This window comes from Cognatiyoonia koreensis (assembly GCF_900109295.1).
Classification (GTDB): domain Bacteria; phylum Pseudomonadota; class Alphaproteobacteria; order Rhodobacterales; family Rhodobacteraceae; genus Cognatiyoonia; species Cognatiyoonia koreensis.
Map to the genome: position 1 here is coordinate 732798 of NZ_FOIZ01000001.1, position 20071 is coordinate 752868.

A 20071-nucleotide genomic window follows, 5' to 3' on the forward strand; every position below is an offset into this window, starting at 1 on the left:
CCAGTGATATCCAAGTCAATCATCGGTGCGACGCTGGGCCTTGCGCTGCTTGCGGCCTGTGGCGAAACCGACGTCATCCTGCCCGGAGAGCGGCTAAGCATTCGTCCGGATGCCGCCATCGTCAACGAAACCCGCGGCATTCGTCTGCCCGCGCAGGTCAGCAACGCGAATTGGACCCACCGCAACGGCGGACCGGATCACCGGACGACACATCCGGCCTTGTCGCCGGGGCTCGCCCCGGTCTTTGCTGTCAATATTGGTGAAGGCGACAGTCGCAAGGCCCGCATCACTGCCGACCCTGTTGTTTCCGGCGGTGTGATCTACACGCTGGATGCGCGATCCCGCGTCAGCGCAACGACCACTGCCGGACAACCCGTTTGGTCAAGTGATCTGACGCCGCGCAGTGACGGGGCCACGGATGCATCTGGCGGAGGCATTGCTGTTGGCGGGAATACTGTCTTTGTCACGACCGGCTTTGGCGAACTGACAGCCCTTGATGCCAGCACCGGCGCGATCTTCTGGCGTCAGGATCTGGACGCCCCCGGCACGTCCGCGCCAACTGTCTTTGGCGATCTTGTGTATGTCGTGTCACGCGACAACACTGCCTGGGCAATTGATGTCACGACGGGCCGTATCCGCTGGACTTTGGCTGGCACGCCGTCGGTCGGCAACTTTTCAGGCGGTGCAGGTGCTGCCGTAACAAGCGACATCGCCATTTTTCCATTTGGTTCGGGTGAGGTTATCGCAACCTTCCCGCAAGGTGGCTTGCGCCGTTGGTCCACAGTTGTCACAGGCGAACGTCTGGGGCAGGCTGCAGCCAATATCTCTGACATCGCCGGTGATCCGGTGATAGACGGCAACACCGTCTACGTCGGCAATTTCTCGGGCCGTGTCGTGGCCATGAATGTGGCGAACGGCGAACGTCTGTGGACCGCATCCGAAGGCACGCTGAGCCCGGTCTGGCCTGCTGGCGATTCTGTATTCCTTGTGAATGACCTGAACGAGCTTGTGCGCCTTGACGCTGCAACAGGCATCCCGGTCTGGAAGACCGCCTTGCCATCAGAGGTCGCATCGGGCCTTTTGTTCCGCACGAACCGGTCTGTTGTCGCGCATTATGGCCCCGTACTGGCTGGCGGACGCCTGATCGTCGGTTCTTCGGACGGATTGATGCGCGAGTTCGACCCGCAATCGGGCGCGTTGATCGGAACGGCGGAAATTTCCGGCGGAGCGGCCTCGAATCCGGTTGTCGCCGGGCAGACGCTTTATGTTGTCAGTAAGGCCGGTCAGTTGGTGGCTTTCCGTTAGCGCACAAGTGGTGTAACCGCTGGCGCTTGAGAGTCTGGAGCGCGTGACATGTCCTTTACCCTTGCCATTGTGGGCCGCCCGAACGTGGGCAAATCCACATTGTTCAACCGTCTGGTCGGCAAGAAGCTTGCGCTGGTCGATGACCAGCCGGGTGTGACGCGCGACTTGCGCGAAGGGCAGGGCCGCATCGCCGACTTGCGCTTTACCGTAATCGACAGCGCCGGGTTGGAAGATGCGACGGATGACAGTCTTCAAGGCCGGATGCGTCGTCTGACGGAACGTGCAGTCGAGATGGCCGACGTCTGTTTGTTCATGATCGACGCGCGCGCCGGTTTGCTGCCTGCCGATGAGGTCTTTGCCGATATCCTGCGCAAGAAGAACGCCAATGTGATCCTTGCGGCCAACAAAGCCGAAGGCAAGGCGGCTGATTCGACGATTTTGGAAGCCTTTGCCCTTGGTCTGGGTGAGCCGATCCGTCTATCGGCCGAACATGGCGAGGGTCTGGGCGAATTAATGGATCGTCTGCGCCCGCTGTCGGAAGCCTTTGCCGCACGTGAAGAGGCGAATGCACCTGAAACGGACGTGGATGTCGGTGATGATGACGAAGACGCGCCGCGCATTCCGACCAAGGCGAAACCCTTGCAGATCGCTGTGGTTGGTCGCCCTAATGCGGGGAAATCAACGCTGATCAACAAAATCATCGGTGAGGAACGTTTGCTTACCGGGCCCGAAGCGGGGATCACGCGCGATGCGATTTCCGTCAGCCAGGAATGGGACGGTGTGCCCATGCGCATCTTTGACACCGCAGGCATGCGCAAGAAGGCCAAGGTGCAGGAAAAGCTGGAGAAGCTGTCCGTTTCGGATGGACTGCGCGCGGTGAAATTCGCCGAGGTCGTTGTTGTGCTGCTCGATGTTGAAATTCCGTTCGAGCAGCAGGATCTGCGGATCGCCGACCTTGCCGAGCGCGAGGGCCGCGCCGTTGTCGTGGCCGTCAATAAATGGGACGTCGAGACCGAAAAACAGTCAAAGCTGAAGGATTTGCGCCAGTCGTTCGAGCGCCTTCTGCCGCAGTTGAAAGGTGCCCCTTTGGTTACCGTGTCCGCCAAGACGGGTAAGGGGCTGGACCGCCTGCATCAGGCGATCATGCGCGCGCATGATGTCTGGAACCGCCGTGTCAGCACAGCACACCTGAACCGCTGGCTGACAGGCATGCTGGAACAGCACCCGCCACCGGCACCCGGCGGGCGGCGGATCAAGATGCGCTATGCAACGCAGGTCAAGACGCGTCCGCCTGCGTTTGTCGTCATGACATCGTTCCCAGACATGGTTCCCGAAAGCTATAAACGCTATCTGGTCAATGGGTTGCGCGAAGACTTTGATATGCCGGGCACGCCGATCCGGTTGTATTTGCGCGATCAGGGCGACAAGAATCCTTACAAGGACAAGAAGTCAGCCCAGCCGTCACGCCTGTCAAAACACCTCAAGAAAAACCGGGGCGAATAGACCGGACCGCGACAGGGCCGAAACGCAGCAAAAGGATCGCAATTCCGATGGCTGCGGCGAGGGATACGATCCAGCCGGCAATGCCATTGGCCACGACGATCCCGACCAATGCCCAGACGACGGCGGCCAGATAGCCGAGTGCTGTCTGGCGACGCGATAGCACGATGAAGGCGACCGTGAGAGCCCCTGCGATCCCGACGAGTGCCCAGCCGAAAGACCCCAAGCCAATGCCGTATCCGGCAAATGTCGTGGCGAGTGAAACGAAGCTTGCCGCTGTCAGCCACCCGGCATAAAGCCCGACCGGTGCTTGAAACAGCCAGCGGTCATCAAGCGGCGCGCGTGCGAGCGCAATAATTGCACCGATTGCCATGATAACGATCGTGACCGTGGCCCAGACCGCGCTGGCGTTGGCGATTGCGAGCCATGGCACGCCGACGGCAAGGCTGACATTCAACGGCCAGCGCGCATCGTCCCAGTCAGGCGCGTCGGGCCTGTTCAGAGCGCCGTAGAGCGCCGAAATGATCAGCCACGCATAAATTACGCCCCAGATTGCGAACGCATAGCCCGCAGGCTGCACCGGTGGGTCTACCTGCGGGATGGGCAGTTGATCCGCCTCGAACCCGCTAAAAGGCGAGGTGATGAAGGGGGCCGCTGCGAAAGCAACGGCCAGCAACAGTGTCAGGTATGCGGTCAGGTTTTTCATAAGACTTAACCTAGCTTATGCGAGGGTGCCGTCCACAGCGATCCGCGACTTGCCACGCAAATAGGGGTGCAAGGCTGCGGGTAATGTGATGGACCCGTCTTCTTGCTGACCGTTTTCCAATACTGCGATCAGCGTCCGCCCGACAGCGAGCCCCGATCCGTTCAGCGTGTGCAGATACTGTGGTTTGCCGCCGTCGCTGGGCTTGAAACGGGCATTCATCCGGCGGGCCTGAAAATCGCCGGTGGTGGAAACCGAACTGATCTCACGATAGGTGTTCTGTCCTGGCAGCCACGCTTCGATGTCGTAGGTCCGTCGCGCGCCGAAGCCCATGTCACCGGTGCACAGCAGGACGGTGCGATATGGGATCTCCAAGCGCTCCATGATGTCTTCAGCGCAGCGCAGCATGCGCTTTTGTTCGGCGTCAGATTGATCGGGATGCACGATGGACACCATTTCGACCTTTTCAAACTGATGCTGGCGCAGCATTCCCGCCGTATCACGGCCTGCTGATCCGGCTTCCGAGCGGAAGCAAAGCGTATGTGCGGTCAGGCGGCGGGGCAGGTCGGCTTCGTCCAACGTGTCGCCGGCAACCGTGTAGGTAAGTGAGATTTCTGAGGTGGAAATCAACCACCAGCCATTCGTCGTTTGATAACTATCTTCAGCAAACTTGGGCAGCTTGTCGGTGCCATACATGGCTTCGTCACGGACAAGCACCGGTGGGGACACTTCGGTCAGGCCGTTTTCTTCTGTGTGCACATCCAGCATGAACTGCGCGAGTGCACGGTGAACGCGGGCGACGACTCCATTCATGAAGACAAAACGGCTGCCTGACGTCTTGCCGGCAGTTTCGAAGTCAAAACCGGATTGAACGCTGGCAATTTCAAAGTGTTCCTTGGCGTTCTTGATGTCACGCGGGGTGCCCCAGCGGTTTACTTCGACGTTGTCGTTTTCATCCGCGCCATCTGGCACATCATCGGCAGGCAGGTTCGGGATCTCGGCCAGCACGGCGTTTAGCTTGTCATCGAGCGCTTTGGCCTTGTCGTTCAGGTCTGCGATTTCTGCCTTTTTGGCGGCGACAAGTGCGCGCAAACGTTCAAACTCGGCGTCATCACCACGCCCTTTGGCTGCACCGACTTCCTTTGCGGCCTTGTTGGCTTCGGCCTGTGCTGTTTCGGCAGCCTGGATCGCCTCGCGCCGTTCGGCGTCGATGGCAAGGATGTCAGACGACATTGCGTCCATTCCGCGACGGGACAGGGCCGCATCGAAAGCGGCGGGATTGTCACGGATGAAGCGAATGTCATGCATAATTCTGGTCCTTGGGTTGGCGTTTGAAAACCGTGCCCCCATATGCCCCAAAGAAAGCCGCCTGTGAACAGCGAAAAGCCGGGCAGATGCGGTTGCCATCAAGGGGCGCTGCACCTAATGTGCCGCGACTTTACCGCCGCGTGCGGGCACAACAAAAGGGACGACCATGCAGGGCATCGAAGGCATTATTCCACTTATCCTGATTTTCGCGATCATGTATTTCCTGCTGATCCGTCCGCAGCAGAAAAAGCTGAAAGACCATCAGGCCATGGTGGCCGCCCTGCGCCGGGGCGATCAGATCGTCACGCAAGGCGGCATTATCGGCAAGGTCACAAAGGTCAAGGACGCCGCCACAGAAGTCGAAGTCGAGATCGCGTCCGGTGTGACCGTGCGTGTCGTCCGCTCGACCATTGCAACAGTGCTGAACAAGACAGAGCCTGCAAAATAAGAACCCGAAGGGGGCGCAGTCATGATGAATTTCTCGGCAGGCAAGTTGATCCTGATCTGGCTGACCGTTGTGGTCGGTCTTGTCTTTGCGATGCCCAACACGTTCTACAGCCGTGTTGAGGCGCACAATGATGCTATCGCTGCAGGTGTCGAGGACACGAGCTGGCCCTCATTCTTGCCAAGCGGTGTCGTGAATCTGGGCCTTGATTTGCGTGGCGGTGCGCATTTGCTGGCGGAAGTGCAGCTTGAGGATGTTTACGATACGCTGATGACCTCCATGTGGCCGAGTGTGCGGGACACGCTGGTCGCTGAACGTGATGCTGTCGGATTCGTGCAGCAGGTCGAAAATGCGCCGCCCGGCGTGCTGCGGTTCACGATCTCGGAGCCGGACGGCGTTGCGCGCGCGCTTGAACTGGTGCAGGGACTTGCACGCCCGATCACAGCGCTGACCGGTGTCGGTTCATCCGATATCGAAGTGACGGCCGACGGCACCACGCTGACGGTTGTTTTTTCCGACGCCGAGAAAGAGCAGATCAACGAACGCACGATGGCGCAAACGCTTGAAATCGTGCGCAATCGTATCGATGAAGCCGGCACACGCGAGCCGAATATCCAGCGGCAGGGGGCTGATCGCGTCCTGATCCAGGTCCCTGGAATCGGATCCGCCGAAGAGCTGAAGCGGCTGATCGGCACGACAGCGCAGCTGACCTTTCAACCCGTCGTGGGCCGCACGTCGTCTGATACCGAGCCCGCCGGTGTCGGGAACGAAATCCTGCCTTCATTGGACGAGCCGGGCGTGTTTTACATTCTGGAACGCGCGCCTGTTGTGACCGGTGAAGAACTTGTCGACGCGCAGCCTGCCTTTGATCAGAATAACCGACCCGCAGTGAATTTCCGTTTCAACGTGTCGGGCGCGCAGAAATTTGGCAACTACACGCTCGAGAATATCGGTTCGCCTTTTGCGATTGTACTGGATGAACAGGTGATCTCTGCGCCTGTGATCCAAAGCCATATTGCCGGCGGGTCGGGCATTATCACCGGAAACTTTTCTGTCGAGGAATCGACCAATCTTGCGGTCTTGTTGCGCGCTGGCGCCTTGCCAGCCGAGCTGACCTGGTTGGAAGAGCGCACCGTCGGCCCTGAACTGGGGCAGGACAGTATTGATGCGGGCACCGTGGCCTGTATCGCGGCGGGCATTGCCGTGCTGCTTTACATGTTCCTGAGCTATGGGCTCTTCGGTATTTTCGCGAATATCGCCTTGGTCATTAACGTCGGGCTGATGTTTGGCCTTTTGTCGATGATCGGGATCACGCTGACCTTGCCCGGTATCGCGGGTATCGTGCTGACGATCGGCATGGCGGTCGATGCCAATGTGATCGTATTCGAGCGAATACGCGAAGAACTCAAGACAGCGCGAGGGCCTGCGCGCGCGATAGAGCTTGGCTATGAAAAGGCGCTGTCGTCGATCATTGATGCCAATATCACGACATTCATGACGGCGGTGATCCTTTTGCTCATGGGGTCCGGTCCGGTGCAGGGTTTTGCATGGACCTTGATGTTCGGGATCATGACGTCGGTCTTTACGGCGCTATTTGTCACACGTTCAATTGTCGTGATGTGGTTCGCATCACGTCGTCCAAAAACGATCGAGGTGTAAGATGCGACTAAGACTGGTCAAACAGGATACATCGATCGACTTTTTCAAGCGTGCAAAACTGTGGCTTGGTATTTCGGGCACGATGATGATTATCGCGTTCGCGTCGTTCATGTATCAGGGCCTGAACTTTGGTATCGATTTCCAGGGCGGCACCTCGATCCGTACACAGGCTGAAACGCCGATTGACGTCGCCGCCTATCGTGCGGCTGTCGAGCCGCTGGGACTTGGCGATGTATCAATTACGCAGGTGTTCGACCCGAGTTTCGACGAAAACCAGCATGTCGCCATGGTGCGAATCCAGGCGCAGGATGGCGTTGAAAGCGTCACGCCCGAGACAATTTCCGCTGTAGAAGCCGCCTTGCTGGAAGTCGCGCCGAATATCGAATTCATGTCTGTCGATTCCGTCGGGCCTAAGGTGTCTGGTGAGTTGATCAGCGATGCCATCATCGCTGTATCCTTGGCCGTAACCGCGATCTTGTTCTATATCTGGCTGCGCTTTGAATGGCAGTTTGCGGTGGGTGCCGTTCTGGCACTGATTCATGATGTGATCCTGACAATCGGTATTTTTTCAGAGCTTCAAATCCGCTTTGACCTTGCCATCATTGCGGCCTTGCTGACCATCGTCGGCTATTCGATCAACGACACGGTGATCGTGTTCGACCGCGTTCGCGAGAACCTGCGCAAATACAAGCAGAAGCCGTTGAAAGAGGTGTTGAACCTGTCGATCAATGAAACCTTGTCGCGCACCTTGATGACATCTTTGACGACGATGCTTGCGCTGTTGGCGCTGTTTGTTCTTGGCGGCGATGTGATCCGTGGCTTTGTCTTCGCGATGATGTGGGGCGTCTTTATCGGGACGTATTCGTCGATATTCGTGGCGACAGCAATTCTGGTTGTGCTGGGTGTGAAGCGTGACTGGTCGAAAAAGACCCCCACGGCGGGCGGCCAATATGCGGATATTGACGCCTGATGCGCCTCACAGAAATTCAGTACGACGGGTCCAAGCCTATTGACGGGTATGGTCCCGGTTTTTTCCGGATCGGCGGTGAAAAAATCGAAGGGCCGGTGACCGTTTTTCCGTCCGGCGTCGCGGCGTGGGGCGGATATGACGACACAGAGTCATTGGTGTCCGAAGCTGACAGTATTGACGTTCTGTTTATTGGCACGGGTGCCGAGATTGCACATGTGCCGGCTGATTTTCGCGCGTTGCTTGAGGAGGCCGGGATCGGCGTCGAGGCGATGGCGTCACCAGCGGCCTGTCGTACTTACAACGTGCTGCTTTCGGAAGGCCGCCGCGTCGCGCTTGCCCTGTTGCCAGTCTGATGCCCGTCATGGCCCGTTGCGCCGGGTCACGCGCCACGATACGTCTTTGGCATGACTCTTACTGTCACCTCTCTTGATGTTGCCCGCAGCGGCACGCCGGTTCTGAGCGATGTCAGTTTCGTGGTCGCACCGGGTGAGGCGCTGATCCTGCGGGGGCCGAACGGCATCGGCAAAACGACGCTGTTGCGAACGCTGGCTGGATTGCAGCCCCCTTTGGCTGGTCAAATCGCCGCGAGTGACGAAAGTGCCTATTCAAGTCACGCTGACGGGATCAAGACCGCGCTGACGGTGGAAGAGAACCTGAGTTTCTGGGCCGAGGTTTACGGAAACACCGTTCCAGAATCTGTCTATGAAGCCTTTGATCTGACCTCACTGCGGCAGCGATTGGCGGGGACGCTGTCGGCGGGGCAAAAGCGCAGGCTGGGCCTTGCACGCCTTGGTGTTATCGCGCGTAAGCTGCTTTATCTGGATGAGCCGACCGTTTCGCTTGATCGTTTTTCAGTCAATCTGTTCGCCGATTGGTTGCGGGATAAACATTTGGCGAAGGGCGGAATAGCGGTCATCGCGACCCATATCGACCTTGGGATAGACGCGCCCACATTGGACCTGACTCCGTTTGCTGCTGTGCGCGAGGCCGAAGGCGGTGCTGACGAGGCTTTCCTGTGAAGGCATTACTGGTTCGCGATCTGCGGCTTGCCATCAGGGCAGGCGGTGGATTCGGGCTTGGGCTCGCCTTCTTTCTGATCGTTGTCATTCTGGTGCCTTTCGGCGTCGGCCCGGAACGCGAGGTGCTGACACGGATCGCGCCGGGAATTCTGTGGGTGGCATCCTTGTTGGCGGCCTTGCTGTCGCTTGATCGGATCTTTGCGCTGGATTTCGAAGACGGGTCGCTGGCGCTTTTGGCGACGGCACCGCTGCCGCTAGAGGGGACGGCGTTGGTGAAGGCGCTTGCGCATTGGATCACAACCGGCCTGCCGCTCACCATTGCAGCCCCTGCATTTGGCTTTTTGCTGAACCTTGCGACTGAGGCTTATGTCTATCTTTTCATCTCGCTTGCGCTTGGCACGCCGGCCCTGTCGGTCATCGGCACGTTCGGGGCTGGTCTGACGATCGGTTTGCGGCGCGGCGGCTTGCTGCTTTCATTGCTTGTGCTTCCGCTTTATGTCCCGACGCTTATCTTCGGGGCGACTGCCGTGCAGCGTGGGGCGGCCGGGCTTGATGCGTCCACGCCGATGATCATGCTGGCCGGAATTACGGCTGGCGTGCTTGCCTTCATGCCTTTTGCCACAGCGGCCACCTTACGCATCAATCTGCGGTGATCGGGGATTGAGGGGCAGGGACGCAGGGGATAGATAAGCGCAATGTCGATATGGGAATATGCAAATCCGAAGAAGTTTCTGGACTGGACAGGTCCAGTTGTTCCGTGGGCGTCCGGACTAGCAGCCTTGTGTATTTGCACCGGTTTGATCTGGGGTTTCTTTTTCACGCCTGACGATTTCCGCCAGGGATCGACCGTCAAGATCATTTACCTGCACGTGCCAAGCGCATTTCTGGCGATCAATGCGTGGTTCATGATGGTGGTCACATCTATCATCTGGCTGGTCCGCCGGCACCATGTTTCCGCACTGGCCGCAAAGGCTGCGGCCCCGATTGGTGTGACCATGACCGTCATGGCGCTTGTCACCGGCGCGATATGGGGCAGCCCGATGTGGGGCACATACTGGGCATGGGATCCGCGGCTGACGTCGTTCCTTGTGCTGTTCGTGTTTTACATCGCCTATCTAGCGCTTTGGGCTGCGATCGAAGATCCCGATACTGCTGCCGATCTGACAAGTGTTTTTGCGATTGTCGGATCGGTCTTTGCGTTTCTGTCGCGCTATGCGGTGAATTTCTGGAATCAGGGGCTGCATCAGGGCGCATCGCTTTCGCTGGACAAGGAAGAAAACGTCGCTGACGTCTTCTACTTTCCGTTGCTTGTGTCACTTGCAGGTTTCACACTTTTGTTCATCGCCCTCGTTCTGGTGGGCACCCGCACGGAAATTCGGGCGCGCCGCACGCGCGCGCTGCAAGCGCGGAGGGCATGATGCCTGATCTGGGGAAATACGCCACCGAAGTGCTGCTGGCCTATGGCATCAGTATCGCCTTGTTGGTCGCGCTTGTATTGGTCGTGTGGTCACGTTCGCGCAAGGCGAAGAAGGCTTTGGAAGAGATTGAAAATGGCTAAGATTTCACCATTGTTGGTATTGCCGCCACTGATCTTTGCAGGGCTGGCCGGATTATTCTTTGCAGGGATGATGCGCGACAACGCCGGTGAAATTCCGTCGACGATCATCGGTCAGCAGGCCCCATCGGTTCCTGAGGCGGCTGTGCCCGGAACAACGCAGTTGACGCTTGAGGATTTCAGCACCGGCGAGGTCACCATCGTGAACTTCTGGGCCAGTTGGTGCCCCCCATGCCGGGCTGAACATCCAACATTGCTTGCCTTGCAAGAGCAGGGCTATCGCATTGCGGGGCTGAATTTTCGTGATGCCGAAGATGATGCATCGAATTATCTTCAAAAGGACGGCAACCCGTTTTTTGCGACTGGCTTTGATCCGCGTGGCCGTACCGCAATTGACTGGGGCGTCACTGCACCGCCAGAGACATTCATCTTGGGACCGGATGGTACGGTGTTGAACCGCTATATCGGGCCGCTTGTCGGATCTGATTACGAGCAGCGTTTTTTGCCAATGCTGGAAGCGGCCTTGGCGGAGTAACTTGAAGCGCGCTAAAGTCGTGACACTGATGTCAGTTGCGCGAGGATTCTAGCCATGATGATCACTGACGTTGACGACTATTTTACCAAAGGATGTGGTCGCTGTAGTCGGTTTGCTACGCCGGAATGTTCGGCGCACGTCTGGGGCGCAGGGCTTGATGATTTGCGAACCATTTGTCGAGACCTTTCCCTGACAGAAACCGTCAAGTGGGGGCATCCCTGCTACATGCACGCGGATCGCAACATTGCGATTATCGGTGCGTTTCGGGATTATTTCCGTCTGAGCTTTTTCAATGCCGGATTGATGAAGGACCCCGAAGGCGTTTTGGAGACCCAAGGGCCAAACAGTCAGACGCCCGGCATGATCCGCTTTACCGAGAACGGGCAGGTCAGGAAGATGGAACAGGTTCTGCGTGCCTATCTGCGCGAAGCGATGGCATATGCGGACGCAGGGATGAAGGCACCGAAGACCGAGACAGCGTTGGACTGGCCGGAAGAGTTGGGCGAAGCGCTTGATTCCGATCTGGAGCTAGCTGAAGCCTTCGACAATCTTACGCCGGGCCGTCAAAAAAGCTATATCCTGAACCTGAACGGTGCCAAGAAACCGGAAACACGGATGGCGCGGATCGCCAAGTTCCGCGACAAGATTATTGCCGGGAAGGGTGCCCTTGATCGCTAGTCACCTTGAACCGGTCACGGAACGCGCTGGGGAGTGATGGTGACCACGACCGGACGTATCTGCAGCTGGAATATCCGCAAGGCGCTTGGCACGGATCGCAAGCGTCATCCGGCCCGTATTCTTTCCATACTGGACTATCTTCAAGCCGATATCATGGTACTGCAGGAAGCCGATTTCAGGCTGGGCGACCGCAAGCCTGCGCTGCCGAACCATTTGTTACAGGATGTCGGGTTTCGTGCCGTGGATACGCATCCTGCCAGTCCCAGCATCGGTTGGCACGGCAATGCAATCCTGCTGCGCCGGGGCATTTCGGTGGATGACGTCGATCTCATCAGATTGCCCGGATTGGAACCGCGTGGCGCGCTTTGTGCCGAGTTGTCGGGCCGGTTTGGCAAGGTCAGGATTATCGGCCTGCATCTTGGCCTGTTGCGCCGGTCGCGGCGGCAACAGATGGCGCATCTGGTTGATGTTCTTGACCATCGCCGCGAGATGCCGACGCTGTTGGCCGGTGACTTCAACGAGAGATCACAAGCGCGCGGCTTTGAGCCGTTTGCAAGCGATTTCAAGGTGCTGTCGGCGGGTCCGACCTTTCATTCCCGTTTTCCGCGGATTGCTTTGGATCGTATGGCGCATAACGCGCTGGTCGAAATGTCCAAACTCAAACCGTTGCTGACGGCCCAGACCCGACTTGCGTCAGATCATCTTCCGATTGTCGGGGCGTTTCGCGTAGCGGCATGAAAAAGGGCCGGCGCGTGGCCAGCCCATTTCTAGTTTTTGAAAGCAGTGGTTAGGCGGCTTTTGCAAGGTTGCGCAGCACGTAGTGCAGGACGCCGCCGTTTTCGATGTATTCAATCTCGACCGCTGTATCGATCCGGCACTTGACGGTGATTTCTTTCACCGATCCATCGCCCATCGTGATCGTTGCAGTCATTTCCTGAAGCGGTTTCACCGAGTCCAGGCCTTCGATTGTGACGGTTTCATCGCCGGTCAGGCCCAGTGACTTGCGCGTGTCGCCGCCAGTGAATTCGAACGGAATGACACCCATCCCAACCAAGTTCGAGCGGTGAATCCGTTCAAAGTTTTCGGCGATCACTGCTTTGACACCCAAGAGTGCAGTGCCTTTTGCAGCCCAGTCGCGTGAAGATCCGGCACCGTATTGTTCACCCGCAAAGATCACCAGCGGTGTGCCGTTTTCCTGATGTGCCATCGCGGCGTCGAAGATCGACGTCTGCTGGCCATCGGGGCCTTTGGTATAGCCGCCTTCGACGCCATCGAGCATTTCATTTCTGATGCGAATATTGGCGAAAGTGCCGCGCATCATGATCTCGTGATTGCCGCGGCGCGAACCGTAAGAATTGAATTCGCGCACTGGCACCTGGCGTTCGATCAGGTACTGGCCGGCAGGCGTTGTGTCCTTGAACGAACCAGCAGGGCTAATGTGGTCGGTGGTAACCATGTCGCCCAGAACAGCGAGCACTTTTGCGTTTTTCACATCGCTGATCGTGCCGGCATCCTTGGACATCCCCTGGAAGTACGGCGGGTTCTGCACATAGGTCGATGTCGCAGGCCAGTCGTAGGTTTCGGAATCTGGTGTTTCAACCGCCTGCCACTTTTCATCGCCTTTGAAGACATCTGCGTATTTGCTGACGAAGGCTTCGCGCGTCACGGTCTGTTCGACCAGTTCGGCGATTTCCTTGTTCGTGGGCCAGATATCTTTGAGGTAGACGTCGTTACCGTCCTTGTCCTGACCAAGCGGGTCTTTTGTGATGTCGACGTTCATATCACCGACAAGCGCATAGGCCACCACCAATGGCGGGGACGCGAGGTAGTTCGCACGCACGTCAGGGCTGATGCGCCCTTCAAAGTTACGGTTGCCCGAGAGCACGGATGTTGCGATCAGATCACCTTCGGTGATGGCTTCGGACAGTTCCGCCTGAATCGGGCCGGAGTTGCCGATGCAGGTGGTACAGCCATAGCCGACCAGGTTGAATCCGATGGCATCGAGATCTTCTTGCAGACCAGCCGCTTCGAGGTATTCCGACACGACCTGTGATCCGGGGGCAAGGGATGTCTTGACCCATGGCTTGCGGTTCAGGCCAAGTTCACGCGCTTTGCGGGCAACAAGACCGGCACCGATCATCACGTAAGGGTTGGATGTGTTCGTGCAGGAGGTGATCGAGGCAATCACGATGGACCCATCATGCAGCGCATAGTCTTCGCCTTTGACCTTTTGGCTGTTGTGATGCCCGACGTTGCCCGGAATGACCGCGGGGGCAGTTGGGCCACCTTCGGCGGCCATTTCGGCTTTTTCGATGTTTGCGACAGACTTTTCAGGCCGCTGGCCTTTCACGTATTCCGCGAATGTTTTTGCCGCTTTGGTCAGGGCGATGTGGTCCTGTGGCCGCTTCGGCCCTGAAATGGCCGGGACGACCGTGCTCATGTCGAGCGAAAGCGTATCCGTGTAGATCGGGGCATAATTCGCATCGCGCCAGAAGCCGTTTTCCTTGGCGTAGGCTTCAACAAGGGCGATGCGGTCTTCGTCGCGACCTGTGTTGCGCAGGTAGCGCAGTGTTTCCTGATCGATCGGGAAGAAGCCACATGTCGCGCCGTACTCAGGGGCCATGTTTGCGATAGTTGCCCGGTCGGCTAGCGGCAGGTGATCGAGGCCTTCGCCATAAAACTCGACGAATTTGCCGACAACGCCAAGCTCGCGGAGCATTTCAACGACCTTCAACACCAGATCGGTACCGGTCGTGCCTTCGGTCATTGAGCCTGTCAGCTCGAAGCCGACGACTTCGGGGATGAGCATCGACACAGGTTGGCCCAGCATCGCCGCTTCGGCTTCGATCCCGCCGACACCCCAGCCAAGAACGGCAAGGCCGTTGACCATCGTGGTGTGCGAGTCCGTGCCGACGAGTGTGTCGGGGTAGGCAACCTCTTCTCCGTTCTGGTCCTTGTCGGTCCAGACGGTCTGCGCCAGATATTCAAGATTGACCTGGTGGCAGATGCCTGTGCCCGGCGGCACAACACGGAAGTTGTTGAATGCGCCCTGGCCCCATTTCAGGAACTGGTAGCGTTCCATGTTGCGTTCGTATTCACGGTCCACATTGATCTGGAACGCGCGCGGGTTGCCGAATTCGTCAATCATGACAGAGTGGTCGATAACAAGGTCGACAGGGTTCAGCGGATTGATCTGCTGTGCGTTGCCACCAAGTGAAACAATACCGTCGCGCATCGCCGCCAGATCGACAACTGCTGGTACGCCGGTGAAATCCTGCATCAGTACGCGGGCGGGGCGATATGCAATTTCACGGGGGTTCTTTCCGCCATTGTCTGCCCACTTAGAAAACGCTTTGATGTCGTCGACCGATACCGAGAACCCGTCGTCTTCAAAGCGTAACAGGTTTTCCAAGACCACTTTCAGCGCGGCTGGGAGCTTGGAGAAGTCCCCAAGCCCGGCAGCCTCTGCGGCCGGAATGGAGTAGTAGGCGAAGGACTGGTCGCCGACTTTCAGGGTTTTTCGGGTTTTTGCTGTATCTTTGCCGACGGTGACAGTCATGGCGGTCCCTTCCTTTGGGTATGATCAAATGGCTTGTGTCAGGCTTTACACCCGTGCTGGTATGGCGTTCAAGGGGGTGCGGCGATTTTTTGCATACTATTGCATACAATTCGTACGCGACAGTGCGGGCGTGGCCTTGAAACATCTTTCACCGGATACTCGCAATTCCTTGATTGGCTATTACAAGGCTCACCCAATAGATGGGTAGTCGACCACAGAACGACGGATTCTTTCATGCGCCAAATGATCTCAGCACTCGTTTTCGCCGCAAGCCTTGCGGGCGGCGCTGCCGTGGCGGAACAGACAACGGGAACCGTGATCGAGCTTTATACATCACAAGGTTGTTCGTCTTGCCCACCGGCGGATGACATGCTGAAGGAACTTGCCAGTCGTGATGATGTCATCCCCTTGGCGCTGCATGTGGATTACTGGGACTATATCGGCTGGGTCGATGATCTGGCGAACCCAGCCTTCACCGCGCGGCAGCAGGCATTCGCTGAGGCTGCGGGTGCGCGGACGATCTACACGCCGCAAATGGTGATCGGCGGCATGGATCATGTCATCGGATCGCGCCCGATGGAGGTTATGGACCAGATCGTGGCCCACAATGCGCGGCCAGATCCGGTTGACATCACTATGTCCCGTTCGGGCGATACACTGACCATTGATGCTGAAACCGTTCAGAACACGCGTGGCGACGCAGTTGTGCAGCTTGTGCGCTACGTGCCTGAAATCACTCGCAACATCACCAAAGGCGAGAACGCCGGTCGGACCATGGCCTATGTGAATGTTGTCTATTCCTGGGAAGTGGCGACTGTCTGGGACACGTCAGCCCCCTTGAGTCTGCAAGCCGTTGTCGAAGGCGAAGACCCGATTGTGGTCATCGTGCAGGACGGCACCAACGGGCCTATTCTGGGGGCGGCGCAGCTGCGTTGATCACTTCGCGTTTGCGGGTTTTCCAGCGGCGATGAACCCAGAACCACTGCGCGGGATCTTCGCTGATCCTGTCTGCAAGCCGGTCCGTTGCTTGTTGCATCATCATAGTCGCTGAACTGTGCGGAATAGGGCTTTCCACGATCACGTCGAAACCCACGCCATCTGGGTGCCGGATTCCGAAATAGGGGATCAGAAGTGCATCGAATTTCAGCGCGATCTCGGCAGCGGACAATGCCGTACGCGCCGGAAGTCCTAGGAAATCAAGTGGCGTGCCTTTGTCCTGATGCACATCGAACAGCAGCGTGCCCATCCCACCGCCCTTGATATGCCGTGCAAATCCGATTGTACCGGCACCACCCTGTTCAAAGACGGGGCCGCCCCAGCTTGTCATCGTTGGTGCGTAATGCGCGTTGAAATAGGGGTTTGCCATTTTGCGATAAAGCCCGCCGATGACATAACCAAGCCGGGTCAGAACCTGACGGGGCGCTTCGTGGTTGCCGTAGTGTCCTGTCACGAAGATGACCGGACGTCCTTTGTTTTCGGCGATGGCATCAAGCCCTTCACCCTTTGCCGGTGTTTCGGTCAGATGTGCAGCAAAGTCTTTGTGGGAATAGTTTTCGATCAATGTGCGGCCGAAGTTGTCGCAGACCATACCCGCGATGCGGCGCCGGTCGAGCACACCCATATCCGGATAGACGAGGGCGAGGTTTTCTTCCGCGCGTCGCCTGTATCCAGCAAGTGGTCCGATGGCGTGTCGCAATGCGCTGCCCATCATGGGCACGCGAGATCTGTACGGCAGGGCCATGACAGAGGCGATCAGCCCGCGCAGCGCCTTGTCGGCCAGCCAGTCCGCCCTTGTTCCGATGATCTCATCCTCTGCCATGGGGTCTGATACGGTCAGCCGGGCGGTTTGGGAAGACCCGTGCCGATCATGGAATCGCGGGTGACAAGTGTTGCGAGGTCATCGGCTGACCAGCCGTCGGTCCCGGCGGGCTGGTTCGGGATCACGATATAACGCATGTCTGCAGTGCTGTCGTGCACCCGCACTTCGACGTCAGGTGGCAGTGTGACCCCAAATTCCGCAAGTACCTTGCGGGGTTCGCGCACGGTGCGCGAGCGGTATGCGCGGGACTTGTACCAATCGGGTGGCAGACCAAGCAGGTTGCGCGGATAGCACGAACACAAGGTGCAAACGACGATGTTGTGTAATGTCGGGCTGTTGGGCAGCGCGATCAGTTTCATCGGGCCGATGTCAAAGCCCATTTGGGCTGTCGCCGCGGACGCATCGGCGAGCAAGGCTTTTGCGAAGTCCGGATCGGTCCAGTACCGGGCGACAACTGTTGCGCCATGCGCCGGGCTGCGCGCATCCATGGCATCAATTTGGCTGTTGATGTCTGCTGCGGTCACGACCCCTTTTTCGATCAGGAGCTCGCGGATAGCGATTTCCATGGTCTGCCAATAGGTCAGCGGTGCGTCGTTATCCGGACGAAATGGATGTCCGGACGGCGAAAGCGTGTCGTGATGGTCATGCGGCATCAGTGTGTGACTTGTTCCAGCCAGTGGGCATAGATTTCGGCTTCGAGCGTGTCATCGGGCGAGTCCGCTGCGGCCCAAAGGTCGCCCAGCCGAAACCGCACGCGGTAGAGTGGCAGCGGCGTGCCCTTTTGCCTATATGCGAGTTCTTCGGGGTTCGGGAAAGGCCCGAGAACGCGTTCGACCGTACCGGTCTTGCCGCGCAGGTAGGCGGGAGTGCGCACATGGCCCGGTGGCATGTCCTTGCGGACGCGGACGGTCTGACGCTCACTCATCTGTCGCCTCGCCATAGGTTGTGCCGCGGGCTTTCACTTCGGTCATTTTTGCGCCGAGTTCGGCAGTCGTGTAGGCACCCGCTTCGATAAGGTTCTGGTTGATCGACGCGATCCATCGTTCGTAGTAGGACATGGTTTCAAACGCGTCTTCGCCCATGTCTTCAAGGACGCGGCGCAGGCCGTCGACTGTGAAATATCCCTTGCCGGAGCAGAGGATCATCAGGGCATCGACGCGCTTTTCCCAAAGGGCGAAATCATGGTCTTCTTGCGGGACCGGGCCGGCCAGTTCGCCGCCCATGTCGTGCCAGCGTCTTCCGACGAAAGGTGGTGCATCATGTGCCATAGCTGCAGGCTAGGCGTGGTCCTCGGTCGTGTCCAGAGCAGGAATTGTTACCTAGTCGTCATCCTCTGCATCGGGGTCGATGAGCGTGAGTGCGCCGCTGTCGGCCAGATCGCGAATGGATGCGGTGATTGCGTTCATTGCCTCTTCGCCGACGCTGGATTTGACGGTGCCTTTTTCAGCGGCATCTTCGCGCATTTGCCCGGCCATGCGCTGCGAGATGTTAGAGAGGATGAATTCCGCCGCGTCCTGCAGCGGCCCCGGCTGGCCGAGCGCTGCGGCGATCCCAAGCGTTAGTTGGTCTGGATCGACACCGCGAATGCAGGCAGGCACATCTGTTGCAACCAGCCGTGTCGGGATGTCTGCAAACGTAAAGATTGCCTTGCGCACGCCTTTTGCAAATCCTTCATCGGCCGTGTCCAAACCTTCGAGCATCGCGTCGCGCGTTGCGGCGGGACTGGAATTGAGGATCGCGCCGACCCGGTCGACGGGTGGTTTTTCGAAGGCCGACACTTTGACCGTGCAATAGGCCCGAACAAGTGCAGCGCCGATCCGGTTGACCGTATCCGGAGCGATGTCAGCTGTACGCGACACAGCAAAGGTAATCCGGCGGGCAAGTTCGCCGGGGAGCGCGCCAAGAACCGCAGCGGCCTTTCCGACCGGAAGTTTCGACAAGATCACGGCACTGACCTCAGCACTTTCGGACTGCATGATTGGTGTCAGTTCTTCGACGTCGAGCCCCGCAAGCTGCACCCATGGATCAGTGTTGCGCGGTCCGCCGAGTTGTGCCCGCAGACGGCCAGCAAGGGCAGGGGAGAGATGCGCGGATAGTGCGTCAAGCGCTGCGCCCGCTTCACCTGGGGCTGATAGCCCGATCGCCCCGAGCAGGTCTGCAAATTCATCGGCGACTGCGTTCACGGTATCACGATCCACCAGCCGGATCGCGCCAAGTTCGTGCGCCAGTAATTCCTGGAGGTGTTCTGGCAGGCTGGACAAGGCGAGTTTTCCGCCATCACCGATCATCAATTGGACGATCAAGGCGGCCTTGCGACGACGTGACAATGACAAGACCGGCTTGTCAGTTTTTGGGGCGGTGGAGGTGTTCTGCTGCATGGCATAGCCATACTGTGCAAGCCTGAAGAAACGGTTATTTTCCGCCCGGTTGCGAGACCCGAATGCCCATTTCTGCAAACTCTTTCGAGAGGTGTTCCGGAAGGGCTGTCATGCCTCTTGTGGCGTCATGCAGAAATGCAATGCTTTCGAGAAGTGACTGGCATTCGGCGTCCGTATATTCACGATCGGAACGCGCGAAACTGCACATGCTACGGGTGTTTCCGGCTTCAACAGCGCAGGTTGCCCCGAACTGAAGGCCGTACTTTGCCGCCATATCCAGAACGCCGGCACCGTCGTGTTCCGTCAATTCCGACCAACGCCGGCAGCCTTCGTTTTCAAATGCCCACAGCACAGTCGGATCGGACATTACCAACCCTTTTTCAGAGTATTCGCTGATCCATGCGTCAGGATAGGTCTGGAACAAAAACGTCGGGCGGGTATAATCGATATGGAAAGCAAGAGCGAAACCGGCGGGGGCATTGGATTGAAGTTGCCGAAGCTCTCCAATGACGTTGTTTGGGCTGGACATACTCGGCCTACTCGCTTTTAGGTTGCCAATGCGGTTGCTCTCTCAATACTATACTTTAATCGTTACTCGTTAATACGTAGTTGTTATGCAAACGGAGTGACAGGGTAAA

Annotated in this window: 23 protein-coding genes; 14 read left to right on the forward strand and 9 right to left on the reverse strand. The window is 58.0% G+C overall.

Annotated elements, in window-relative coordinates; translation table 11 throughout:
* The first annotated feature begins 3 nt into the window (after positions 1–3).
* Together BMY44_RS03610 and der are read left to right on the forward strand one after the other, a co-directional pair.
* Positions 4–1305 carry a PQQ-like beta-propeller repeat protein gene (locus BMY44_RS03610; RefSeq protein WP_242650476.1) on the forward strand — a complete coding sequence of 434 codons (1302 nt, stop codon included), beginning with the start codon at positions 4–6 and terminating at the stop codon, positions 1303–1305.
* A gap of 48 nt (positions 1306–1353) precedes the next feature.
* Positions 1354–2808, forward strand: coding sequence for a ribosome biogenesis GTPase Der (der, locus tag BMY44_RS03615; protein WP_089990386.1), 1455 nt, complete (start codon positions 1354–1356; stop codon positions 2806–2808).
* Here der and BMY44_RS03620 read toward each other — a convergent pair.
* A complete protein-coding gene (locus BMY44_RS03620) occupies positions 2786–3511 on the reverse strand; it encodes a hypothetical protein (RefSeq protein WP_089990389.1) in 726 nt (241 codons plus the stop codon). The genes der and BMY44_RS03620 overlap by 23 nt on opposite strands.
* Positions 3512–3526: 15 nt before the next feature.
* On the reverse strand, positions 3527–4816 hold the full coding sequence (gene serS / locus BMY44_RS03625) for a serine--tRNA ligase (RefSeq protein ID WP_089990392.1): 1290 nt from the start codon (positions 4814–4816) through the stop codon (positions 3527–3529).
* Positions 4817–4982: 166 nt separating this feature from the next.
* Here serS and yajC point away from each other — a divergent pair, with 166 nt between their 5' ends.
* From yajC to BMY44_RS03680, 11 genes are read left to right on the forward strand one after another with little or no spacing between them, the layout of a single operon-like run.
* Entirely contained in the window at positions 4983–5264 is a 282-nt protein-coding gene (yajC, locus tag BMY44_RS03630) for a preprotein translocase subunit YajC (RefSeq protein WP_089990394.1), read from the forward strand.
* 21 nt (positions 5265–5285) lie between these two features.
* A complete protein-coding gene (gene secD / locus BMY44_RS03635; RefSeq protein ID WP_089990397.1) occupies positions 5286–6920 on the forward strand; it encodes a protein translocase subunit SecD in 1635 nt (544 codons plus the stop codon).
* A 1-nt stretch (position 6921) separates the two neighbouring features.
* The gene (gene secF, locus BMY44_RS03640; protein ID WP_089990398.1) at positions 6922–7890 is read left to right on the forward strand and encodes a protein translocase subunit SecF; all 969 of its coding nucleotides are present in this window, start codon (positions 6922–6924) and stop codon (positions 7888–7890) included.
* On the forward strand, positions 7890–8243 hold the full coding sequence (locus BMY44_RS03645; RefSeq protein ID WP_089990401.1) for an Mth938-like domain-containing protein: 354 nt from the start codon (positions 7890–7892) through the stop codon (positions 8241–8243). Before secF ends, BMY44_RS03645 begins: the two co-directional genes overlap by 1 nt.
* 51 nt (positions 8244–8294) lie before the next feature.
* On the forward strand, positions 8295–8909 hold the full coding sequence (gene ccmA, locus BMY44_RS03650) for a heme ABC exporter ATP-binding protein CcmA (RefSeq protein ID WP_089990404.1): 615 nt from the start codon (positions 8295–8297) through the stop codon (positions 8907–8909).
* Positions 8906–9562: a heme exporter protein CcmB gene (gene ccmB / locus BMY44_RS03655; protein ID WP_089990408.1), complete on the forward strand. Its 657-nt coding sequence runs from the start codon at positions 8906–8908 to the stop codon at positions 9560–9562. The genes ccmA and ccmB overlap by 4 nt, the downstream gene beginning before the upstream one ends.
* Before the next feature lie 42 nt (positions 9563–9604).
* A complete protein-coding gene (gene ccmC / locus BMY44_RS03660; RefSeq protein ID WP_089990410.1) occupies positions 9605–10327 on the forward strand; it encodes a heme ABC transporter permease CcmC in 723 nt (240 codons plus the stop codon).
* Entirely contained in the window at positions 10324–10467 is a 144-nt protein-coding gene (ccmD, locus tag BMY44_RS03665) for a heme exporter protein CcmD (protein ID WP_165611777.1), read from the forward strand. The genes ccmC and ccmD overlap by 4 nt, the downstream gene beginning before the upstream one ends.
* On the forward strand, positions 10460–10999 hold the full coding sequence (locus BMY44_RS03670) for a DsbE family thiol:disulfide interchange protein (RefSeq protein ID WP_089990412.1): 540 nt from the start codon (positions 10460–10462) through the stop codon (positions 10997–10999). Before ccmD ends, BMY44_RS03670 begins: the two co-directional genes overlap by 8 nt.
* A gap of 54 nt (positions 11000–11053) precedes the next feature.
* A complete protein-coding gene (locus tag BMY44_RS03675; RefSeq protein WP_207510478.1) occupies positions 11054–11677 on the forward strand; it encodes a YdeI/OmpD-associated family protein in 624 nt (207 codons plus the stop codon).
* 36 nt (positions 11678–11713) lie between these two features.
* Positions 11714–12415, forward strand: coding sequence for an endonuclease/exonuclease/phosphatase family protein (locus BMY44_RS03680; RefSeq protein WP_089990414.1), 702 nt, complete (start codon positions 11714–11716; stop codon positions 12413–12415).
* A gap of 49 nt (positions 12416–12464) precedes the next feature.
* Here the strand turns inward: BMY44_RS03680 and acnA are convergent, their stop codons facing one another.
* Positions 12465–15236 carry an aconitate hydratase AcnA gene (acnA, locus tag BMY44_RS03685; RefSeq protein ID WP_089990417.1) on the reverse strand — a complete coding sequence of 924 codons (2772 nt, stop codon included), beginning with the start codon at positions 15234–15236 and terminating at the stop codon, positions 12465–12467.
* 234 nt (positions 15237–15470) lie between these two features.
* On the opposite strand from acnA, the gene BMY44_RS03690 reads away from it, so the two are divergent.
* Positions 15471–16172, forward strand: a complete 702-nt coding sequence (locus tag BMY44_RS03690; protein ID WP_089990419.1) for a DUF1223 domain-containing protein — start codon at positions 15471–15473, stop codon at positions 16170–16172.
* Here the strand turns inward: BMY44_RS03690 and BMY44_RS03695 are convergent.
* The 6 genes from BMY44_RS03695 to BMY44_RS03720 all read right to left on the reverse strand — a co-directional run bounded on the left by BMY44_RS03695 (position 16144) and on the right by BMY44_RS03720 (position 19962).
* Complete coding sequence (locus tag BMY44_RS03695) at positions 16144–17055, reverse strand: lysophospholipid acyltransferase family protein (protein WP_089990421.1); 912 nt, start codon at positions 17053–17055, stop codon at positions 16144–16146. The genes BMY44_RS03690 and BMY44_RS03695 overlap by 29 nt on opposite strands.
* Before the next feature lie 14 nt (positions 17056–17069).
* On the reverse strand, positions 17070–17708 hold the full coding sequence (gene nthA / locus BMY44_RS03700) for a nitrile hydratase subunit alpha (RefSeq protein WP_089990424.1): 639 nt from the start codon (positions 17706–17708) through the stop codon (positions 17070–17072).
* Entirely contained in the window at positions 17708–17980 is a 273-nt protein-coding gene (locus BMY44_RS18440) for an SH3-like domain-containing protein (RefSeq protein WP_165611778.1), read from the reverse strand. The genes nthA and BMY44_RS18440 overlap by 1 nt, the downstream gene beginning before the upstream one ends.
* Entirely contained in the window at positions 17973–18278 is a 306-nt protein-coding gene (locus BMY44_RS18445) for an SH3-like domain-containing protein (RefSeq protein ID WP_089994484.1), read from the reverse strand. The genes BMY44_RS18440 and BMY44_RS18445 overlap by 8 nt, the downstream gene beginning before the upstream one ends.
* A gap of 96 nt (positions 18279–18374) precedes the next feature.
* Complete coding sequence (locus BMY44_RS03715; protein ID WP_089990430.1) at positions 18375–19433, reverse strand: FliG C-terminal domain-containing protein; 1059 nt, start codon at positions 19431–19433, stop codon at positions 18375–18377.
* Between the two features lie 34 nt (positions 19434–19467).
* Entirely contained in the window at positions 19468–19962 is a 495-nt protein-coding gene (locus BMY44_RS03720) for an autoinducer binding domain-containing protein (RefSeq protein WP_089990432.1), read from the reverse strand.
* Positions 19963–20071 lie beyond the last annotated feature (109 nt).

Bases quoted from the DNA above. Each gene is read 5' to 3' on its own strand.
- der (WP_089990386.1), top strand. From the start codon at position 1,354: ATGTCCTTTACCCTTGCCATTGTGGGCCGCCCGAACGTGGGCAAATCC.
- BMY44_RS03620 (WP_089990389.1), bottom strand. From the start codon at position 3,511: ATGAAAAACCTGACCGCATACCTGACACTGTTGCTGGCCGTTGCTTTC.
- serS (WP_089990392.1), bottom strand. From the start codon at position 4,816: ATGCATGACATTCGCTTCATCCGTGACAATCCCGCCGCTTTCGATGCG.
- yajC (WP_089990394.1), top strand. From the start codon at position 4,983: ATGCAGGGCATCGAAGGCATTATTCCACTTATCCTGATTTTCGCGATC.
- secD (WP_089990397.1), top strand. From the start codon at position 5,286: ATGATGAATTTCTCGGCAGGCAAGTTGATCCTGATCTGGCTGACCGTT.
- secF (WP_089990398.1), top strand. From the start codon at position 6,922: ATGCGACTAAGACTGGTCAAACAGGATACATCGATCGACTTTTTCAAG.
- BMY44_RS03645 (WP_089990401.1), top strand. From the start codon at position 7,890: ATGCGCCTCACAGAAATTCAGTACGACGGGTCCAAGCCTATTGACGGG.
- ccmA (WP_089990404.1), top strand. From the start codon at position 8,295: ATGACTCTTACTGTCACCTCTCTTGATGTTGCCCGCAGCGGCACGCCG.
- ccmC (WP_089990410.1), top strand. From the start codon at position 9,605: ATGTCGATATGGGAATATGCAAATCCGAAGAAGTTTCTGGACTGGACA.
- ccmD (WP_165611777.1), top strand. From the start codon at position 10,324: ATGATGCCTGATCTGGGGAAATACGCCACCGAAGTGCTGCTGGCCTAT.
- BMY44_RS03670 (WP_089990412.1), top strand. From the start codon at position 10,460: ATGGCTAAGATTTCACCATTGTTGGTATTGCCGCCACTGATCTTTGCA.
- BMY44_RS03675 (WP_207510478.1), top strand. From the start codon at position 11,054: ATGATGATCACTGACGTTGACGACTATTTTACCAAAGGATGTGGTCGC.
- BMY44_RS03680 (WP_089990414.1), top strand. From the start codon at position 11,714: ATGGTGACCACGACCGGACGTATCTGCAGCTGGAATATCCGCAAGGCG.
- acnA (WP_089990417.1), bottom strand. From the start codon at position 15,236: ATGACTGTCACCGTCGGCAAAGATACAGCAAAAACCCGAAAAACCCTG.
- BMY44_RS03690 (WP_089990419.1), top strand. From the start codon at position 15,471: ATGCGCCAAATGATCTCAGCACTCGTTTTCGCCGCAAGCCTTGCGGGC.
- BMY44_RS03695 (WP_089990421.1), bottom strand. From the start codon at position 17,055: ATGGCAGAGGATGAGATCATCGGAACAAGGGCGGACTGGCTGGCCGAC.
- nthA (WP_089990424.1), bottom strand. From the start codon at position 17,708: ATGCCGCATGACCATCACGACACGCTTTCGCCGTCCGGACATCCATTT.
- BMY44_RS18440 (WP_165611778.1), bottom strand. From the start codon at position 17,980: ATGAGTGAGCGTCAGACCGTCCGCGTCCGCAAGGACATGCCACCGGGC.
- BMY44_RS18445 (WP_089994484.1), bottom strand. From the start codon at position 18,278: ATGGGCGGCGAACTGGCCGGCCCGGTCCCGCAAGAAGACCATGATTTC.
- BMY44_RS03715 (WP_089990430.1), bottom strand. From the start codon at position 19,433: ATGCAGCAGAACACCTCCACCGCCCCAAAAACTGACAAGCCGGTCTTG.
- BMY44_RS03720 (WP_089990432.1), bottom strand. From the start codon at position 19,962: ATGTCCAGCCCAAACAACGTCATTGGAGAGCTTCGGCAACTTCAATCC.